General features: G+C 58.4%; 16 protein-coding genes. 6 read left to right on the top strand and 10 right to left on the bottom strand.

What is annotated here, in order from left to right:
• The 4 genes from FNT36_RS25575 to FNT36_RS16060 form a co-directional block, all read right to left on the bottom strand.
• Window positions 1-931, bottom strand: a 931-nt coding sequence (locus tag FNT36_RS25575) for a GDSL-type esterase/lipase family protein (protein WP_233635972.1), incomplete at its 3' end; no start/stop codon positions are given.
• Window positions 932-1928: 997 nt separating this feature from the next.
• Window positions 1929-3125 (bottom strand): acyltransferase family protein, encoded by a 1197-nt coding sequence (locus FNT36_RS16070; protein WP_144849779.1) that lies wholly within the window; start codon window positions 3123-3125, stop codon window positions 1929-1931.
• A gap of 353 nt (window positions 3126-3478) precedes the next feature.
• Complete coding sequence (locus FNT36_RS16065) at window positions 3479-4411, bottom strand: FKBP-type peptidyl-prolyl cis-trans isomerase (RefSeq protein ID WP_144849777.1); 933 nt, start codon at window positions 4409-4411, stop codon at window positions 3479-3481.
• 57 nt (window positions 4412-4468) lie between these two features.
• On the bottom strand, window positions 4469-5581 hold the full coding sequence (locus tag FNT36_RS16060) for a YncE family protein (RefSeq protein ID WP_144849775.1): 1113 nt from the start codon (window positions 5579-5581) through the stop codon (window positions 4469-4471).
• A gap of 275 nt (window positions 5582-5856) precedes the next feature.
• On the opposite strand from FNT36_RS16060, the gene FNT36_RS16055 reads away from it, so the two are divergent.
• Window positions 5857-7401, top strand: coding sequence for a SulP family inorganic anion transporter (locus FNT36_RS16055; RefSeq protein WP_144849773.1), 1545 nt, complete (start codon window positions 5857-5859; stop codon window positions 7399-7401).
• A gap of 7 nt (window positions 7402-7408) precedes the next feature.
• Here FNT36_RS16055 and FNT36_RS16050 read toward each other — a convergent pair whose 3' ends face one another.
• On the bottom strand, window positions 7409-9055 hold the full coding sequence (locus FNT36_RS16050; RefSeq protein WP_144849771.1) for a glycosyltransferase family 39 protein: 1647 nt from the start codon (window positions 9053-9055) through the stop codon (window positions 7409-7411).
• Between the two features lie 146 nt (window positions 9056-9201).
• Entirely contained in the window at window positions 9202-9891 is a 690-nt protein-coding gene (locus FNT36_RS16045; protein ID WP_144849769.1) for a L,D-transpeptidase family protein, read from the bottom strand.
• 174 nt (window positions 9892-10065) lie between these two features.
• On the opposite strand from FNT36_RS16045, the gene FNT36_RS16040 reads away from it, so the two are divergent.
• Window positions 10066-10743, top strand: coding sequence for a DUF2461 domain-containing protein (locus FNT36_RS16040; RefSeq protein ID WP_233635971.1), 678 nt, complete (start codon window positions 10066-10068; stop codon window positions 10741-10743).
• A gap of 11 nt (window positions 10744-10754) precedes the next feature.
• Here the strand turns inward: FNT36_RS16040 and FNT36_RS16035 are convergent, their stop codons facing one another.
• From FNT36_RS16035 to FNT36_RS16025, 3 genes are all read right to left on the bottom strand, one after another.
• On the bottom strand, window positions 10755-11258 hold the full coding sequence (locus FNT36_RS16035) for a DUF6702 family protein (RefSeq protein WP_144849765.1): 504 nt from the start codon (window positions 11256-11258) through the stop codon (window positions 10755-10757).
• 63 nt (window positions 11259-11321) lie between these two features.
• Window positions 11322-12662 carry an RIP metalloprotease RseP gene (gene rseP / locus FNT36_RS16030; protein ID WP_144849763.1) on the bottom strand — a complete coding sequence of 447 codons (1341 nt, stop codon included), beginning with the start codon at window positions 12660-12662 and terminating at the stop codon, window positions 11322-11324.
• Between the two features lie 138 nt (window positions 12663-12800).
• Complete coding sequence (locus tag FNT36_RS16025; protein WP_144849761.1) at window positions 12801-13964, bottom strand: 1-deoxy-D-xylulose-5-phosphate reductoisomerase; 1164 nt, start codon at window positions 13962-13964, stop codon at window positions 12801-12803.
• 266 nt (window positions 13965-14230) lie between these two features.
• Here FNT36_RS16025 and FNT36_RS16020 point away from each other — a divergent pair, with 266 nt between their 5' ends.
• Both FNT36_RS16020 and FNT36_RS16015 read left to right on the top strand, forming a co-directional pair.
• The gene (locus FNT36_RS16020) at window positions 14231-15301 is read left to right on the top strand and encodes an SDR family oxidoreductase (RefSeq protein WP_144849759.1); all 1071 of its coding nucleotides are present in this window, start codon (window positions 14231-14233) and stop codon (window positions 15299-15301) included.
• A 99-nt stretch (window positions 15302-15400) separates the two neighbouring features.
• Complete coding sequence (locus FNT36_RS16015; RefSeq protein ID WP_233635970.1) at window positions 15401-16558, top strand: NAD(P)/FAD-dependent oxidoreductase; 1158 nt, start codon at window positions 15401-15403, stop codon at window positions 16556-16558.
• Window positions 16559-16574: 16 nt separating this feature from the next.
• Here FNT36_RS16015 and FNT36_RS16010 read toward each other — a convergent pair whose 3' ends face one another.
• Entirely contained in the window at window positions 16575-17006 is a 432-nt protein-coding gene (locus FNT36_RS16010) for a hypothetical protein (protein WP_144849755.1), read from the bottom strand.
• A 189-nt stretch (window positions 17007-17195) separates the two neighbouring features.
• Here FNT36_RS16010 and FNT36_RS16005 point away from each other — a divergent pair, with 189 nt between their 5' ends.
• Window positions 17196-17381 carry a hypothetical protein gene (locus FNT36_RS16005; RefSeq protein WP_144849752.1) on the top strand — a complete coding sequence of 62 codons (186 nt, stop codon included), beginning with the start codon at window positions 17196-17198 and terminating at the stop codon, window positions 17379-17381.
• A 123-nt stretch (window positions 17382-17504) separates the two neighbouring features.
• On the top strand, window positions 17505-18005 hold the full coding sequence (locus FNT36_RS16000; RefSeq protein ID WP_144849750.1) for an ankyrin repeat domain-containing protein: 501 nt from the start codon (window positions 17505-17507) through the stop codon (window positions 18003-18005).
• The last annotated feature ends 40 nt before the right edge of the window (window positions 18006-18045 follow it).

The following is an 18045-nucleotide window of genomic DNA, read 5'->3' as shown; positions in this document are numbered from 1 at the left end:
CAGCTCGCTCCTGTAGGCCGTGGGCCCCGTTGTTGTCCACGACCAGCGTCGAACCAATGAACAATTGCGAGCCATCGTCCGACGAGGTGTAGAAAGTGTATTCGCCATCGGCGGGCACGTCCACAAAACCAGTGTAGCGCACGGCAAAGTCGTCGTCCCGGTTGCGCATGTCTAGGGTGGGCAATTCGGTAGTGCCTGCTTTAACAACCGGAAGGTTATTAAAATCAGGTAGTTGCAGCCAGGTGCCCTCGTAGTACTGGTAGTTCAGGCCAGCCGTGGTGTTAGCTGGGTTTTCGGGTGTGCGCAACGCTATGGCGGCCGGCGGGGGAGTGGCGGTTAGCAGTGGCTGTAGCGCCTGGTACCACTTGGTCGCCATTTTCTCTTCGCCTCCATCGGTCGGGTGCACCCCATCAAACGTGTCAGTCGCCGCATTAAAGCCTGCGTTCTGATTTACAATGATGATGCTCGATTGGGCCGTGCTTTTCTGGCTGGCAAGTCCGGGCAGCGCGTTGTTCAGCGCCGTAATGTTGCTATTAGCAGCCAGGGTAGTAGGGATAAGCTGGCCCAACAGGATTTTAACGTTCGGATTGGCAGCCCGCAACCGGTCTATGAGCTGGCTAATTTCGCTTATCGTGCTTTCTACACTCTGGCCCTGTATCATGTCATTCGAGCCGGCATGCATCAGCACGATATCAGGCTTGTAGGTAGTGGCCCAGCTACTAATGGAGCCTAGCAGCTCGTCGGCCCGCCAGCCCCAGTGGCCTTCGCTGTTCATGTCAAAGTCTGGATTGGGCGGCGCCCCCCCAAAGTTGCCATGCTGGCTACCTACAAAATCAACGTTATAGCCCGCATTGCGCAGCTTAAACCACAGCGCGCGTCGGTAGCTATTGTGCTGGGTGTTGCCCTGAGTGATGGAGTTGCCCAGCGGCATAATTTTAACCTGCGCCCGGAGTAGCGTTGGTAAGCTTAGCAGTAAGAGTAAAAGAAAGCTGTTTCTTAAAGTATTGCTGAGAGTTGAACTTGAAAACCTGAGTGTCGAAGAAATATTTCGCATAAAACGATGAACGGGTAGTAGAGGAGTATCTAAAGAAGAATCAAAGAGTAGTGGGTAGCTGGCACGACGGGTGAAAACTGACACACCTAGGTGGCCCTGGCCAGTGAGACCAAAGCTTAGGTATCATACCCGGGCCGTAGAGTAGGAATAGTAATAAATGAATATCCTGCAAGCAGGTATACCGCGCCAGAGTAGGCCCCAAGCAGGCTGAATAGCCTGTTTGAGCAGCAACAGCAGGCACTAGCTACTAATAATATTGATAGAAAGAGGCGATAATCTTCCTCCCAAAATGTGGGAATACGGTAGGATTACATCGCTTGTCAGATGAATTAAGTATGAATTTTTTTCAAAAGTACAATAAGGGCGCTCATTATAAACATGAAGAACAACGCATTGAGATGAAATATGTATAAAAGTGCAATTTTAATGATAGCTTAGTGCAGAATGAAAAAGTCTACACTAAGCTCAGCATTGTTCAAAATCAGCAAATGCGATTGTAAACCAGTCTAAAAGCCAGCTTGGAAAAGTTAAATTATATTTTTTGGAGATTATCTCCTCTGTCAAGGCTTTTTGGAGCAGGCGTTGACTAAGCAATAGCAGCCTCGGAGCGAAGCAGTTGAGCCTCCTACCGGACAAGGGCGAACGACAAAAGCCAGTGGGCCACCTCGCCCTCCCTAACCATTTGGTTAAGGGGATGAGGTGGCCCACTGGCTTGAAAGAGCGCTTAGGTGAACCCTAACGCGCGCCGAATACTACTCTGTTAAAACGACATCTACTGGCTGGGCTTAGGCACCTAGGTACCTAAGCCCAGCCAGTAGATGCTACTGCCACTATGAATGGCTAAAGGAACTATGACCGCAAGCGGGCTTACCTATTAGGACTCGGCCAGCGCAGATGACACGGGCAGGTGTATTGGCTGCTGCGCGGTAGAGGGAAGAGAGGCTTCGGCTGGCTGGCGGCGGTTTTTGAGCCGTAGAAAAGGCTTTTCCCAGTATGTATAGATGAGCCATGCCAAGCCGGCGCTGAGGGGCAGTGCCACGGTAGCGCGCACGATGGTATTGAGCGCCGAGGGCGCTAAGTGCAGTTGTTCGGAGCCAAGCACCAGCCACTCAAGCACAATAGGGTGCAAGCAATAGAAGCCATAAGTAAAGGTGCCCCAGTAAGTAAGCCAGCGACTATTTTTAAGCTTAAACCAAGAGTGAGTAGCGTAGTTCTGCTCTAGGATAATAAACACGAAGACACAGGCATAGGCAACCCGCTTTATGGCGAGCAGCGTGGCCGTTTCGGGCAGCACGTTTTTCTCACCTAGCAAAATGCAAGCGGCCCCTAGCAGATAGAGCCCAGCGATGGTCCACCGCGACCAACCCGCAATGTGGCGCTGCAGCACCGGGTAATGAAAGCAGGCCCAAGCGGCCGCGCCACCCATTGCCATGTCCGACATCACGGCCAGCGAGTGCCGGTATAGCAGGAAGGCGTTGGTGCTATGCGCATAGCGAAACCAAACGGACGCTACTATCACCAGTAGAAAGGCCCCCGGCCGCCACTGCCGAAAAACAACCATGAGCAGCACGGGCCAAATCAAGTAAAATTGTTCTTCGATGGCCACCGACCACAGCACAGCCAAGCTATGCGCGGTGGGCTGCACGCCCTGCCACACCGAGTCGAGGTTGCCCAAAAAAGCTAGGTGCAGCCACCCGCTGGCTCTTTCGTAGTAAGGTACCCGCAGCCAGTGCATCAATAGCGGCACTACCAAAAAACCATAGGCGGCGCACACATAAAACAGCGGCCAGATGCGCAGGACGCGGCGGCGATAAAACCCCAGTAGGTCGATGGTGTGGGTACGTTGCTCTTCGTCCAGTAAAAGGTAGGTAATTAAGAACCCAGAAAGAACGAAGAAGAAGTTGACACCCATAGTGCCATATAGCAGCGCCGACGAGCCGTGGACGTGAACGGAATGGGCGGGAAGAATAGAAAGAAAGCCGTGAAAACCAAAAACAAGCAGGCAGGCGATAGTGCGTAGCCCGTCTAGGTTAGGGAAAAAAACTTTCGGCTGGTGGGCGGGGTGGTTCATGGTATACAACAATACCAACCCGTAAATTAATATTTGATGAAATTATATGCTTAATCAAATATTCATGTTGCTAACTGTTGTGCTATTAGTAAGTGTAATGCATTTATAATAAGTAAAATGAATTTTTAATGAGCAGGAGCTTAAAAAGTGATTATACCGTGTTAAGATGGCCTGCTGTTGTCCAATTTCTAGTAGCAATAGTAGCAGACATAGAAGCTATGCTTTGTTGGGCCTTACCTGCAGCTAATTAGGCTGGACCATACGCATGACAAGCAAAAAGGGGCGGCTGCCACACTGGCAACCGCCCCTTCCTAAGGTGTGCTGGCGGCCGGTGAAGCCGCGCTAGCCAATGATTATTGCACGTCCGTTACTTCTACATCGAAGCGCAGCACCGAGTTGGCCGGAATGGCGGTGCCGGGGCTAACAGGGCCATAGCCTAGGGCTGAAGGAATGAACAGCGTGGCTTTCTCGCCTTTGCGCATGAGCGCGATGCCCTCATCCCAGCCCGGAATAACCTCGCCTTTGCCTAGCGTAAAGGTGAAGGGCGTGTTGCCGCGCTGCGAAGAGGCATCAAACGTGCTGCCGTCGAGCAGCTTGCCAGTGTACAGTACTGACACTCTTTTGTTGGCCACAGCTTGGGTGCCGGTTGCATTCGCGACCACGGGTAGGTAGTAGAGGCCCGACGCGGTCTTTTGTGCGCCCGTGATGTTGTTGGCCGCGAGGTATTTTTTAATGAGGGCGTCGTCGGTGGCGGCGTAGTTGAGGTCAACGACTTCTACCTCAAAGCGTACAACGGTATTAGGCGGTACCGTGGTGCCACTGCTTGCCGACCCGCTGCCAGTTGGCCCAAAGGCCAAGCCTGATGGGATGAGCAGCGTTGCCTTGTCGCCTAGGTGCATAAGCGAAATGCCCTCCTGCAAGCCCGATATAGTGTTGGATTTGCCTAGCACGAAGCTGGCGGCTTTGGTTACATCCTGGCCCGAGGTGCCAAATACAGTGCCATTGAGCAGCGTGCCCGTAAACAGAAACGATACATTTTGGCCTATCGTCACCTTGGTGGCGTTGGCGTTCGTGACCGTGGGTATGAAGTACAGGCCCGAGGCCTGCTTCTGGGCCGTAGTGATATTGTTGGTGGTGAGGTAAGTTTTGATGAGGGCATCGTCGGTAGCCGAGTAGTCGACATACGTCTCATCCTTGCTGCAGCTCGAGAGGGTTGCGCCCCCCGCGAGGGCCAGGCAAAGCACCACGCCAAAGCGGTGCATCACGCTAAAGAAATATTTTTTCATGCGATAAGATTTGTTCAAAGTTACCGCACGGCGGGCGTTTTGCCCATACCCAGGGGCCTAGGGCTCTACCACAAAGCCCGGTAGCCCGAGCTTGCTGCGCCGCCCGCCCAGCTTGAGACCGTCATCGACGTAGCCGCAGGCCGTGCCCGCCGTGTTAGGGCTGCCGATGACCCCTAGAAACGAGTTGTCTTCGCGGGCCACGTAAATCTTGCCGTCGGGCCCGCGCTGTAGGGCGCCGATTTTGTGATTAGAGGAGCGGCCGACTTGCACGGCGGCCTTGGTTTTGAGGTCGAATTGCCACACCTGGGTTTCGGGGCTAGCGGTCGGCGTTTTGTGGTTACTGTTGCCGTTGCAGGTGCCGTAGAGCTTGGTGCCATCAGGCGAAAACTCGACGCCATACGCCTCAGGGTAGGGCCCAAAGCTGCGCGCGTTACTCACCTTGCCCGTGGCGCGGTCGAAGTCGTAGACCTCAAATTTGTTGCTCTCGCGCCAGATGGCGGCAGCCAACTTGGTGCCATCGGGCGAAAACTTGAGCGCCCCAATGGCATTGCGGCCGGGGCCGGCGTTCATGGCGCCCACGTTGCTCATCACCGGCTTGGCGGCTACGCCATCGGCCGTCACGAGGTAGGCGATGAAGGCATTAGAGTTCCAGCGGTGAGCTACCACCCACACGTCGCGGCCGTTGGGGTGGCGCACGGCGGCTAGCTTCTCGGCCACCGGTGTGAGTAGCAATAGGTTGGCCCTAGGTACGTCGCCGAGGCCATTGTCGCGGGTCATGTCTACCACCGAATAGCGCAGGCCATTGGGCGCGCCCTGCGGCGCTACCGTAAAGACATAGAAGATGTTGCCCGAGCCGGGGTCGGGCACGATGAGAGCCGACTGCGTGCTGCTGCCCGAGCCCATGAGGCGCCGGCCATTGGGCATGGGCTGGTGCTGGCGGTTCCACACGGTTTGGCCGTCGGTGTAAAAAAGCAATTCGCCACGCTTGGTGGTAGCGGTGGCGCAGCCCTCGTAGGTGGTCATGGCGCCATCGAGCAGCGGGGTAGGGGCGCCGCTGCTAAAATCGAGCCCCGCTTGCCGGCCAAAGTACCACTTGTCGGTAGGGCGCTGGGCCCACGCCCCTTGCCCACTAAGAAACAACGCCGCAACAACTAACAATACAAAACGCATAAGCCAAGCAAAAGGAAGCAAACAGTCCCTTCAACGAAAAAACCGTGCCGGACAGTTTGTTTGCTCTACGTGGCAGAAAGAGCACCTAGGGTGCCGCCAATACCCAGCTGTCTGAGCGTTTGCCTACCTCGGGCGTACCTTTGTGGGTGCGTATGCTCCTCACTATTCCTCTGCGTTTCAAGCTTACTCCACCCTGAGTACCGGCCAAAGCTACCCCTGCCGCCGCTTCCTGCCGGAAGCGTGCGGCTTTTCTTTTGCCTTCGATTCAGCTTTTTATGTCGGTTGTAAGTTCTTATTTTTCTCAGTACAAGTTCAACGTTAAAAACGAAGTATTAGCTGGCCTCACTACAGCGCTGGCCTTGGTGCCCGAGGTAGTGGCTTTCGCGCTGCTGGCGCACATCAGCCCGCTAGTGGGTATTGGGTCGGCGTTTGTTATCTGTTTGGTCACAAGTGTCCTAGGTGGTCGGCCGGGTATGATATCGGGCGCGGCGGGCTCGGTGGCCGTGGTTATTGTGAGCTTGGTGGTGCAGCAGGGCGTCGAGTACCTGTTCGTGGCCGTGGTGCTCATGGGGCTCATCCAGATTGCCATCGGGCTGCTGCGCTGGGGCAAGTTTATTCGGCTGGTGCCGCAGCCGGTGGTGTATGGCTTTGTCAACGGGCTGGCGGCTATCATCTTCATGGCTCAGCTCGAGCAGTTTAAGGTGCGTGATGCGGCCGGTGCCGAGCACTGGCTGGCGGGCCCGGCGCTAGCGCTGATGTTAGGGCTGGTGGCCCTCACGATGGCGCTGGTGTACTTCACGCCTAAGGTGACCAAGGCCGTGCCGGGCTCGCTGGTGGCCATTGTGGTAGTGTCGGCGCTGGTTATCCTAGGTGGACTGCAAACCAAGTCAGTAGGTGATATTGCCTCTATTGCCGGCGGACTGCCTACGCTGCACCTGCCGCAAGTGCCGTTCAGCTGGCATACCCTAGGAATGGTGCTGCCGTATTCACTCATTATGGCGATGGTGGGCCTCACCGAAAGCCTGCTGACCCTGACGGTGGTAGACGAAGTAACCGAAAGTCGCGGCCGCAGCAACCAAGACTGCGTAGCCCAGGGCCTGGCCAACGTGGCTTCGGGCTTCACTGGCGGCATGGGTGGCTGCGCCATGATAGGCCAAACGATGGTCAACCTAGAGTCGCGCGGGCGGGGGCGGCTGTCGGGCGTGGTGGCGGCCAGCGCGCTGGCCCTGTTTGTGGTAGCCGGCTCCAGCCTCATCGAGCGGCTGCCGCTGGCGGCGCTGGTAGGCGTGATGTTTATGGTGGTGATAGCCACCTTCGAGTGGGCTAGCTTGCACATCCTGCGCCGCATGCCCCGCACCGATGTGGTGGTGATGCTGCTCGTGACGCTCGTCACGGCCATTTCGCAAAACCTGGCCCTGGCGGTGCTTCTAGGGGTGGTGGTATCGGCCCTGGCCTTTGCCTGGGAAAATGCCAAGCGCATTCGGGCCCGCCATTACCTCGATGCCAGCGGCGTGAAGCACTACGAGCTCTACGGCCCGCTGTTCTTCGGCTCGGTGCAGGCGTTCACCGAAAAGTTTGACGTAGCCCACGACCCCGCCGAAGTCATTATCGACTTCCAGGACAGTCGCGTGGCCGATATGTCGGCCCTCGACGCCCTGCACAAGCTCACTGAGCGCTACCAGCGCGCTGGCAAAACTCTGCACCTGCGCCACCTCAGCCCCGATTGCCGCGTGCTGCTCGGCAAGGCCGGTGCCTTGGTCGAGGTCAATATTCTGGAAGACCCTAACTATCGCGTGGCTGGGGCCGACGTGGCGTATTAGCGTGTAGCTACCATCTTGTGGGGGCAGGCGGAATCGGGTCTTGCCCCCGTTTAAAAATGGATAGGATAGGAACGCCGTCGGCGCGCAGCGTATATACCTCCGTGCCTACCGAGGGCGGGTAAGGACCTAGCATGCTTCGGTACGCTACGATGAAATACCGGCCCGGCATATTGGGCCCACGCAGCACTCGGCTACGGTCATCCTCCGAAAGCCAAATCTTATTATTTTCAAAAGGCATTTCTCCAGCCGGCTCGACGTAAATGGGGCCGACTGGGTGCTGGGACACTAGGTATTCCAGACCCTGGCGGTAAGAAACTCCCCAGTAGTCGCGCTCAAACAGCGGCGCTACCAGGTGGCGAGGCAGGTAGCTGAAATACGTTTGCTGATGCGGGTGCATGTAGGCCATGCGGCCCGCCGTGAGTAGCGCTTCAGCGCCGGCCAGTAGGCTCAGGCCCAAAGCCAGCCGCCGCCAGCCCGCGCCGCGCTGCGCCAACTGCGCAATGGCCAGCCCACCCCGAATAGCTAGCAGCAGTAGCGCCGGATAAATAAAGTAGAGGTGTCGCCAGCCATCGTAGATACTAGAATGCAGGCCAATGACTGCGGCGAGCGGCAGCACTAGCCAGCCAGTTACTAGCAGGTCGAAGCGGCCCGTAGCGGTGCGTAGCCGAGGCCACGGGCGGCGCAGCAATTCAGCCGCTGTCACCCCTAGGCCCACTAGGCCGGCTACCTGATAAGCAATTGGCGTAGTAATGGTAATCCACACCAACGCGTAGTGCCAGGGTACCTCTGCCGCCCGAATAATGTGCCCCCAGTACAACAGTTCTCCGTTCCACCGATGCTCGAAGTGGCTAAGGCTGGCGAAGGCAGCCGCGAAGTGCTGTAGCGTGTGCTCCCAGAGGTAGGGCCACCCGGCCACCACTCCGGCGGCCAGCGCTAGCAGGTAAGCCAGCCCCACGTGCCACAGCGTGCGCCGCCCCAACGCGGCCGGCGCGCTGAAAAACTGAAGCGCGAGCAACGTATATGTAAAAGGCCCCAGCAGCAAACCTAGAATGCGGACATCTGTGGCGGCGGCCGTCACGAGGCCGTGCACCACGGCCCGCTGCCACGACGGCCGCTCTAGCAGCCAGACCAGCGTGTAAATGCCCAGCGTGAAAAGCGCGACAAATGGAATGTCCTTGCCATTGTAAAAGGACTCGGCAAAAAAGCGGGGCGACAGCACGAGCAGCCCCGCGGCCAGCAGCCCCAGGCGCTCGTCGCGAAAGCGCAGCGTAGCCAGGCGAAACAGCGCCCACAAACCCACCAAGCTTGTCAGGTACACGGCCAAATGCCTCACCAGATAAAAGTCGCGCGGGTCGTTGCCCGGCCGCACTACATCGTACAGGGCTAGGGGAATCTCAAATAAGACCCCGTGGTCATTGTCTACGTGTCCGCGCAAAGGCGGTGCCGATTGTAGGTAGGCCTGCTTGGTTGCCCAGTGTGGGGCCACCAGCTCACACATATAGCGCAGGCTAACTAGGCCGTTCATCCGGTCAGTGGGTTCATCCCATGATACGCCGTAGTGCTGAAAAATTACCCCGCCCAGCAGTAGTAAGAAACCAAAAAACAGGCGCACCGCATAACGCGGCGCTTTGCGAATAGGTAGCCCAACGTCCATTGGCGGTAAAGATACTGCGAGCCGGTACGGCGGCTAAGAGCTCCGCTTTCCAGTTAGACGTATCTTAAGCACTGTATCGGGCCTAGGTACTACTGAAGGAGGCTAAGTAGGCTGAGCCTCGCTCTCACTATGAACTGCGCAGAAAATCAAGGTTGTATTACCCCTGGTACCCGGTGCTGCTCAAAATAGGTATATGCGGGGGCCAACTCTCGCCAGAAGGCTGCGTGCGGGCTGGCCGCCCGGCGCGCTAACTCTGTTTCGGTGAGTGGAAACGGGAAGATATGGACCTCAATATTAGCCTGGCCGGCCGCCCGCGCCGCCACGGCTAGTAGGTACACTTCTTCAACCAGCGCGTCGGTGAGCGGCAGGCAGCCATCAGTAACGTTGGAGCCGTGGATGAAAATATCGCCGCCGGGGTCAGCTAGGCCGGTAGCCAGCACATCGGCCGCGCTGGGGTAGTCGAGGCCTAAGGATAAGTGGAACGCGCTGACCGGATTGAAGCGGTCGAGGTGGTAGCACCCTTCGGGCACCTGCCCGTCGCCGGCGTGGCGCTTGGGCCCTAGGGTACCCGAGGTAGCTGCCAGTGGGTAACACCCCAGTGGCTTAAAGACGGCGTCGCCCTGGTTGCGTGCCCACACTTCGAGCTGGCGACTGGTTTTGATAAGGCGGAAAAAGACTTCTAGCCGAGCGGGGTCGAGTTGCTGCGCTTGCAGGCGAGCTACAAGCACCGGCCAGCACCGGGCGTGGGCGGCCCGCACGCGGGCGTAGGCCAGCTGCTGCTGCCAGAAAGTGGGGGAGATGGCCGGCGTCTGAGAAGCAGCGGGCTGAACTAGCAAGCCAAGTATAAGAAGTAAAAGAAAGCGCAAGCTTAGAAGTGTAAACAATTGAGCAATGAATGCTTTAGCAACGATAAAAGTACGAGCAACGATATAAGCTTAGGTATCAATTTAACGCCCTAGGTCATGGCTGGTACGTATGGGCTTGCTCAGGCCCCGGCCAACTTTGTTGTTATGAACCCTGCTGCTCTCCTCGATTTTCTACAAGACCTGGCGCGCCACAACGAGCGCGATTGGTTTCAAACTCACAAAACCACTTACGACCAGCTTCGCGCCGCTTTTGAAGCCGACGTGGCTTACTGGCTACGCGAGCTAACCCAGGACGAGCCCGCCCTGGCCGGCCTCGACGCCCGGAAGTGCATTTTCCGCATCTACCGCGACGTGCGGTTTTCCAAAGTGAAAGTGCCCTACAAAACGCACTTCTCGGCCTATTTCGCCGCGGGCGGCAAGCACGGCGATGCCGCTGGCCGCTACGTTCAAGTTGGCCCCAATGGGCAAACGCTGGTGGCGGGCGGTCTCTACGAGCCTACGAAAGAGCAGCTTGCGGCTGTGCGCCAGGAAATAGATTATCAAGCCGCTGACTTGCACGAGCTGCTAGCGATGCCCACTGCCCGCCAGTTTTTTCCGCAGGGCCTAGGGGGCGAGCAACTAAAGAAAATGCCACCCGGCTACGAGGCCACCCACCCCGATGCCACGTGGCTGCGGCACAAGAGCTTCTTGCTCAGCCATGAGCTGCCCGATGCCGAGGTGCGCCGTCTGGGGGCGGAAGATTTTCGCGCGCACATCCTGGCGGCGCTGCGGGCCCTAGGTCCGTTTTGTGAGTGGCTGACCGCCGCTACGCACGCTGGCTAAGGCAAGCGCTGCTACTTCAGCGTGAGCACGGCCTGGTCGTGGCCAGCGCGGTACAGCTCACTCACTTTCTTATCGTTGCCTTCGGCGTTTACGATGTTCATCTGGTCCGAAAATAGGTCGAGCAGCACTGTGTTGCGCAGCCACACCGCTGTGGCTGCGCGGGGTAGCTTGGCCTTAGCATACAGCCAGTACGCATCCTTTTCGGGCTGCATGCCCAGAAACTGGAGCGTGAGCGGTAGGCGCGGCTGGCGGCTAGAGGTGTAGGGCAAGGCCAGCTCGAGGTGGCTGCGCAGGTAGGCATCGGCCAAGGGCACAATGCGCGGGTCTTGCAGCGTCAGATGCTGCGGGCGGCCCTTGGAAAGGGCGTTTTCGAGGTCGTCTGTAAAAACTTTGAGCGCCAGCTCTACCTGCTGCTGCTGCGGATTGATGCGTAGCTCCAGAATGCTGGAGTGGTAGGTGTGGCGGGCCAGCGCCAGCAGCGGCACTAGCAGCGAGAGAAAAGCAAGACGACGCATAAACTAAAAAGGAGCGCGACTCTCTGAGAATCGCGCTCCTAAAATTAAGGCTTTTGCCGCGGGCTAAAAATGCTTGAGAATGGGCTTGAGCACAATCACGTAGAGCATCAGCATTAAAATCAGCGCCGTGCCTACGCGCTGGGCGTTTTCAAGGAAGGCATCGGAAGGCTTACGGCGCAGTATCATCTCGTAGAGCAAGAATACCACGTGCCCGCCATCGAGGGCCGGAATGGGCAGCAAGTTCATGAAGGCAAGCACCATGCTCAGCGAACCGGTGAGCAGCCAGAAGCGCAGCCAGTCCCACTGCCCACCATACTGCTGGGCAATCTCGACTGGGCCACCTAGGCTTTCGGAGGCTGAGGCCTCGCGGCGGATAATCTTGCCAAATGCCTTGGCCTGCGCCCCAATAATGCCGAAGGCCTGGGAAGTGCCCTGCGGCACCGAGCCCAGCAATGAGTAGTGGCGCTGGCTGTAGTGCAGCGCGGGCAGCGGCTCAAAGCCAATGCGCCCGTCCTGGTTTACGGTAATGGGCAAGGTCAGCTTCTGGCCGGCGCGCTCCACGGCGAGCGTCGTCGTTTTGCCCGCGTTGAGGCGCAACGCCGCTTGCAGGCGGTCGAAGTAGGGGGTCGGCATGTTGCCCACGGCCGTAACCGCATCGCCAGCTTGCAGGCCGGCTTTGGCAGCGGGCGTACCGCCCACCACCCGCTTCACGGTGAAGGGCGTGCGGGCTTCTACAAAAATGCTGTCGCCCTGCTTGGCTAGGCGGTCCATGAAGTTGGCCGGAATGTTAATATCCATCAGCTGGCCATTACGCTCTACGGTGTAGAAAGCGTGCGAGCCCAAAATAACGTCGGCGCTACGCACTTCGTCAAACTCGCTGAAGGGACGGCCGTTGATTTTCACAATCTTATCGCCGGCGCGCAGGCCAATCTGGCGACCTAGGCCGTTGGGCACTACGCCGTACTTGGCCTCCGAGGCGGGCAGGTAGTTCTCGCCGTACTTAAAGGTGAGGGCCGTGAAAATGGCGATGCCCGTAATCACGTTCATGATGATGCCGCCCAACATCACCAGCAGACGCTGCCAAGCCGGCTTGCTCCTGAACTCGTCGGGCTGCGGCGGGCCGGCCAGGGCATCGGCATCCTGCGTTTCATCGACCATGCCGTGGATAGCCACGTAGCCTCCCAGCGGAAACCAGCCAATGCCGTACTCGGTTTCGCCCACTTTCTTCTTCAGCAAGCTGAAGTTGAGTACGTTGGGTAGCGGAAACAGGAAGTCAAAAAAGATGTAAAACTTAGTGACTTTAATCTTGAAAAGCTTGGCGAAGGCAAAGTGCCCGAACTCGTGCAAGCCCACTAGCAGCGAAAGGCCCAGCACCAGCTGGCCAATCATAACGAGAATTTCCAAAGGAGGGAAGTAGTTAAACTAACTGTCATGCGGAGCCTGCGAAGCATCTTATCTCGTTCGCAACGCTCGGGGGGTACTAGTATTCTGACTAAAGGAGCCGCGATAAGATGCTTCCTCCGTCAGCATGACAACCATTTTTTACAGCAAACTAGTTGCTACGCGCCGCGCTTCGGCATCGGTGGCAGCGTAGTCGGCCAGGGTTGGGGCCGCAAGATACGGCACCCGGCCTAGGCACTCAGCCACCACGTCGGCCATACCTAGGAAGCTTACTTGGTCTTGCAAAAATGCGGCCACGGCTACTTCGTTGGCGGCGTTGAGCACGCAGGCGGCACTGCCGCCGCGCTGCATGGCGCTGTAGGCCAGCGGCAAGTGCCGAAACGTACCTAGGTCGGGCGCCTCGAAGGTAAGCGTGGGGTACTGCAAAAACGAGAACCTAGGAAAGTCATTGCGTAGCCGCTGGGGGTACCCTAGGGCGTACTGAATGGGCAGCTTCATGTCGGGCAGGCCAAGCTGCGCCTTCAGCGAGCCATCTTCAAACTGCACCAGCGAGTGCACAATGCTCTGCGGGTGCACCACGACATCAACTTGCTCGTTAGCAAGATTGAACAGCCACTTGGCCTCAATCACTTCCAGCCCCTTGTTCATGAGCGTGGCCGAGTCAATAGTGATTTTGGCGCCCATCGTCCAGTTGGGGTGCTTCAGGGCCTGGGCTTTGGTAATGTGAGCTAGGTCTTGGGCCGACCGCCCTCGGAACGGTCCTCCTGACGCTGTCAGAATGACCTTCTCAATGGGGTTCTGTTCTTCGCCTACCAAACACTGAAAAATGGCCGAGTGCTCCGAATCGACGGGTAGTACTTTTACGCCGTACTGCTGTACAAGGTTGGTTATCAGCTCGCCGGCTACTACCAAGGTTTCTTTATTGGCTAGGGCGATGTCTTTGCCGGCTCGGATGGCAGCCACCGTGGGCGGCAGGCCGGCGTAGCCTACTAGCGCCGTGAGCACCACGTCGATATCGGGGCGCTGCACTACTTCGGTGAGGGCCGCGTCACCGGCCAGCACTTCGGTTTCGGGCTGGTCGGCCAGGGCCGCTTTGGTTTGCTGATAATAGTCATCGCCGATGACCACGGCGGCGGGCCTAAACTCGCGGGCTTGGGCCACCAATAGCTCCCACTGCCGCCCGGCCGTGAGCACCGCTACCCGAAAGCGGCTGCGCTGCTCGCGCACCACCTCCAGCGCCTGCGTGCCGATAGAGCCCGTAGAGCCCAGCAAGGCCAGAGTTTTTATAGAAAAAGAATCCGTCATTCGTCGTTAATAGATACTCAAAGGTAGGGCGCGGGGCGGCACAGGCAGAGGTTAGTTGGTTATGACGCGCGTAGCGAAGTATCTCGCTTATTAGCGACTGCGACGGCTGAGTTTACTGTGCCACCCGAGATGCTTCGCGGCGCGCGCTATTGCCAGCTAGTGGGGTTTGTTATGATAAGCTCGACCTATCTATTTACGACCCTAGGCCGTACAGCTAGCGTGCCCGTTGGGTACGCTTCTTTTTTTACTTCCGCTCTTCCCCTCACATGGCTCTCAAACTCAAGCCCCTCGACCAACAAGTTATTGTAATTACCGGCGCCACTAGCGGCATTGGCTTGGCTACGGCCAAAGCCGCCCACAAAGCTGGGGCTCGCCTGGTACTGGCTGCCCGCTCGCAGGCTGACCTCGACACCGTGGCCCGCCAACTAGGCAGCCGCGTGGCCGTGGTAGCCGCCGACGTGGCCGACCCCGCCGCCGTGCGCCGCATCCACGAAGCCGCTCACTCTAACTTCGGCGCCCTCGATACGTGGGTTAACAATGCCGGCGTAGGCATGTGGGGCAAGCTAGAGCAAGGCAAGCTCGAAGACTTCAAAAAACTGTACGAAACCAACTTTTGGGGCATTGTAAACGGCTCGCTCGAAGCCCTTAAGCACCTGAAGAAGCACGGCGGCGCCCTCATTAACCTAGGTAGCGTGGTAAGTGACGTGGCCGTGCCTATCCAAGGTATGTACGCTTCTAGCAAGCACGCCGTGAAGGGCTTTACCGATGCTCTGCGCATCGAGCTAGCTGATGAGAAAGCGCCCGTGTCCGTGACGCTCATCAAGCCCGCCGCCATTGATACGCCCTTCCCCGAGCACGCCCGCAACTACTTGCCCGAGAAGCCTAAGTTGCCTCAGCCTGTATACGCCCCTGAGGAAGTAGCCAAGGCCATCTTACACGCCGCCACGCACCCGGTGCGCGACATCTACGTGGGTGGCGGCGGCAAGCTCATGAGCACTACTAATAAGTACGCCCCCGGCGTGATGGACTGGGTAGAAGCCAAAACCGGCGTGGCCCAGCAAAAGCAAGAGGGCACTCGCGCCGTAGACCCCGCCGGCTCGCTGCACCGCCCCAACGGCCCTCACGCCAAAGTGCGCGGTAGCAACCCCGGCCACGTAATGGAAACCAGCCTCTATACCCGCGCTACCCTGCACCCGGTGCTGGCTGGCTTGGCTGCCGCCACGGGCCTAGCCGCCACGATTGCGCTTATTTCGAGCCGCTCGCGCAATGGGCTGAAGGATGCTGGTGTGCCCGTGCATCACGGCCACGATTCGGGTGTAGCCGTGACGGATAACTAAGCTGAAGTAAGCACTTTAGCAGCTAATAAAAAGCGCCTTCCTCGACCGGGGAGGGCGCTTTTGTACGTAGGAGCCCTGGGTGGCCGCTACCTTTACCGCGTGCCAACCGAAGTAGACTACGACATTGCCATAGTGGGGGCCGGGCCAGCCGGCACGGCTTGCGCGCTGGCTTTGCGCGGTAGTGGCCTGCGGGTGCTGCTGCTCGACAAGGCTACTTTTCCGCGCGATAAAATCTGCGGGGATGCCGTGCCGGGTCACGCCCTCAAGGCGTTGCGCCAGCTCGACCCGGCTTATGTCGAGGCCCTGTGGCAGCTAGAGCCGCGCGACGACGTGCGCCGCAGCCGCATTGTGGCGCCCAGCGGTGCGAGCTTCTACATGCACTGGAATTTGCGCACTTTTAACAGTCCGCGCCTCGATTTTGATGCCGCCTTATTTGCGCTGGTGCGCCGGTTTACAGATACCGAGATACGGGAAAACGCGGCGTTAAAAACACTAGAAATCACGCCCAATCACGTGCAGCTGCACCTAGCCGACGGTACCGAAATCACCGCCCGCCTAGTGATAGGCTGCGACGGCGCCAACTCGGCAGTGGGCCGCCGCCTGCTGCCCGAGCCACGCCTAGCCCGCGCCCACCACAGCGCGGGTGTGCGGGCTTATTTCGAAAATGTGGCTGGCACCGAGTCAGGCACCACCGAGTTTTTCTTTAGCCAAAACTACCTGGCTGGCTATTGCTGGCTGTTTCCGGTGGGGGCGGGGCGCTACAACGTGGGCCTAGGTATGCTGTCCGAGCTTGTGGCTAAGCACAAAGTCGACCTCAAGCAGCTGCTGCTCGACACCGTGCGGACGCACCCCGAGCTGGCTGGCCGCTTTCGCGAAGCGCGGCAGCTGGGGCCGGTGCTGGGCTTTGGGCTGCCGATGGGCGGCGGGCGGCAGCGCCGGTGCAGCGGGGCGCGCTTCATGTTGTGCGGCGATGCGGCCTCGCTTATCGACCCCTTGCAGGGTCACGGCATCGACATGGCCGTGCGCAGCGGCATTATGGCCGCCGCGCAGGCCTGGCGCTGCATGACTCAGCACGATTTCAGCGCCGATTTTATGCAAGCCTACGACGCTGAAGTGCAGCGGCAGCTCGGGCCGGTGCTGGCCCGCAACTACCGCCTCATGCGGCTGCTGGGCACTCGACCGTGGCTGCTTAACCTAGGGGCACGCCTAGCGCAGCTGCCGGGTCTGGGCCGCCGCTTGCAGCGGCTGCTAGGGTAGGGCCAGCCCCGGCCGCCTACCGAACGGTAGCCGGAAACTTGGTCTGGCAAACGCGCAGCCACTCCTCAGCTTCGGGCACGTTGTCGAAAAACTGTAACTCGAACAAGCAGGTGCCAGGAGTAAGCGGAGTGTTTGTGATGGTGTCGTGCTTCGTGTCGGCCTGCACCACATGCGCCACGTAGCGCAGGCCCATGCGCGCAGCCTGCGGCGCCCAAATGCGCATGAGCCAATCAAGCGAATCAAACCAAGGGCCGCGCAGGTCGGAGTTGTCGTTGAGTAGATAGGAGCAATGAATACTAGCTAGTTGCTTTAAATAATTGTCGGCTCCGCGCAGGGCTTCTTCCGAGTCTATAAAGCCGCGCCAGGTTGCGCGCAGCCATTTATCAGGTTCTTCAAACGTGAGGGTACACCGGCTGCCATCCGTATCAGGAAGCGAATTGATGAGCATAAAAGAAAACAAGTGAAACGGGGTGGCAAACTTCGGCCCGCCGCCGCACCTAACCTAGGCACTACATACTGGTTTTTACTCCTAACTAATACGCTATTTATATCAGTACAAATACCTAGTCTTTCGAGCAGGTTGCGGAGGTTTTTAGATGTGCACTTAGCCTCCGAAAAGCCGTCTGGCTGCTTGGCAATGCACGAATTACTAGCAGCCCGCACCTACGCCCACCTAAGCCCGCAGGCTACCTATCGCTTTTCGCCCTTGCTTATAGACCAGAAATCTATCGAGCGCCTGCACGGCACCAACGAGCGCCTGCGCCCTACGGCCTATGCTGAGGTTATCTGGTTTTACGCCGCCCTCATTCGTAATATGCAGTAGCATGAGCCTTTAGCCTGTGAGTGCTGCCTATTTAATACCTGCCAATTCAAAGTCCCCGCTACTACTCGCAAACATCCCAGCCCCCTAGGTTGTCGTAGGCGAGCTTAATTCCTTAAAGACATCATGGCTTTCACTTCCACCCAACCTATCGACCTGCTCTACGATGCCGCCCGCCGCGGCGACGTAGCCGACATCGAGCAGCTGCTTCAAGACCCCCAGCTAGACATTAACGCCCAGAATGGCAAAGGCCACTCGGCTCTCATCCTGGCTACTTACGACGACCATATCGACGCCGCCCGCCTGCTCATCGACCGCGGGGCCGACCTCAACCTGCAAGATGCCAGCGGCAACTCGGCCCTCATGGGCGTGGCCTTCAAAGGCTACGCCGACATTGCCCGCCTGCTCATCGAGCGCGGTGCGGCCCTCGACCTCACCAACGGCAACGGCGGCACGGCGCTCATGTTTGCCACCCTCTTCGGACGCAACGAGCTAGTGAAAATTCTCCTCGAAGCCGGCGCCGATGCCACGCTGCGCGATGTGCGCGGCCTCACCGCCCTGCACCTAGCCGGCCAGCAAGGCAACGAAGAAGCCTGGAAGCTCCTGGGTGGTCCTGAAGAAGACTAACCCGTAGGAACACAATAGGCCGGGGCGCTATTGGTGTCCC

Source organism: Hymenobacter setariae, from assembly GCF_007713685.1.
GTDB classification, from domain to species: domain Bacteria; phylum Bacteroidota; class Bacteroidia; order Cytophagales; family Hymenobacteraceae; genus Hymenobacter; species Hymenobacter setariae.
This window is presented reverse-complemented; position numbering and strand designations above follow the sequence as displayed.

Excerpts from the sequence above, each read along its gene's own strand:
- FNT36_RS16070 (WP_144849779.1), bottom strand. The coding sequence starts at position 3,125 with ATGAACCACCCCGCCCACCAGCCGAAAGTTTTTTTCCCTAACCTAGAC.
- FNT36_RS16010 (WP_144849755.1), bottom strand. The coding sequence starts at position 17,006 with ATGCTCATCAATTCGCTTCCTGATACGGATGGCAGCCGGTGTACCCTC.
- FNT36_RS16025 (WP_144849761.1), bottom strand. The coding sequence starts at position 13,964 with ATGACGGATTCTTTTTCTATAAAAACTCTGGCCTTGCTGGGCTCTACG.
- FNT36_RS16035 (WP_144849765.1), bottom strand. The coding sequence starts at position 11,258 with ATGCGTCGTCTTGCTTTTCTCTCGCTGCTAGTGCCGCTGCTGGCGCTG.
- FNT36_RS16020 (WP_144849759.1), top strand. The coding sequence starts at position 14,231 with ATGGCTCTCAAACTCAAGCCCCTCGACCAACAAGTTATTGTAATTACC.
- FNT36_RS16000 (WP_144849750.1), top strand. The coding sequence starts at position 17,505 with ATGGCTTTCACTTCCACCCAACCTATCGACCTGCTCTACGATGCCGCC.
- FNT36_RS16060 (WP_144849775.1), bottom strand. The coding sequence starts at position 5,581 with ATGCGTTTTGTATTGTTAGTTGTTGCGGCGTTGTTTCTTAGTGGGCAA.
- FNT36_RS16040 (WP_233635971.1), top strand. The coding sequence starts at position 10,066 with ATGAACCCTGCTGCTCTCCTCGATTTTCTACAAGACCTGGCGCGCCAC.
- FNT36_RS16065 (WP_144849777.1), bottom strand. The coding sequence starts at position 4,411 with ATGAAAAAATATTTCTTTAGCGTGATGCACCGCTTTGGCGTGGTGCTT.
- FNT36_RS16055 (WP_144849773.1), top strand. The coding sequence starts at position 5,857 with ATGTCGGTTGTAAGTTCTTATTTTTCTCAGTACAAGTTCAACGTTAAA.
- FNT36_RS16050 (WP_144849771.1), bottom strand. The coding sequence starts at position 9,055 with ATGGACGTTGGGCTACCTATTCGCAAAGCGCCGCGTTATGCGGTGCGC.
- FNT36_RS16005 (WP_144849752.1), top strand. The coding sequence starts at position 17,196 with ATGCACGAATTACTAGCAGCCCGCACCTACGCCCACCTAAGCCCGCAG.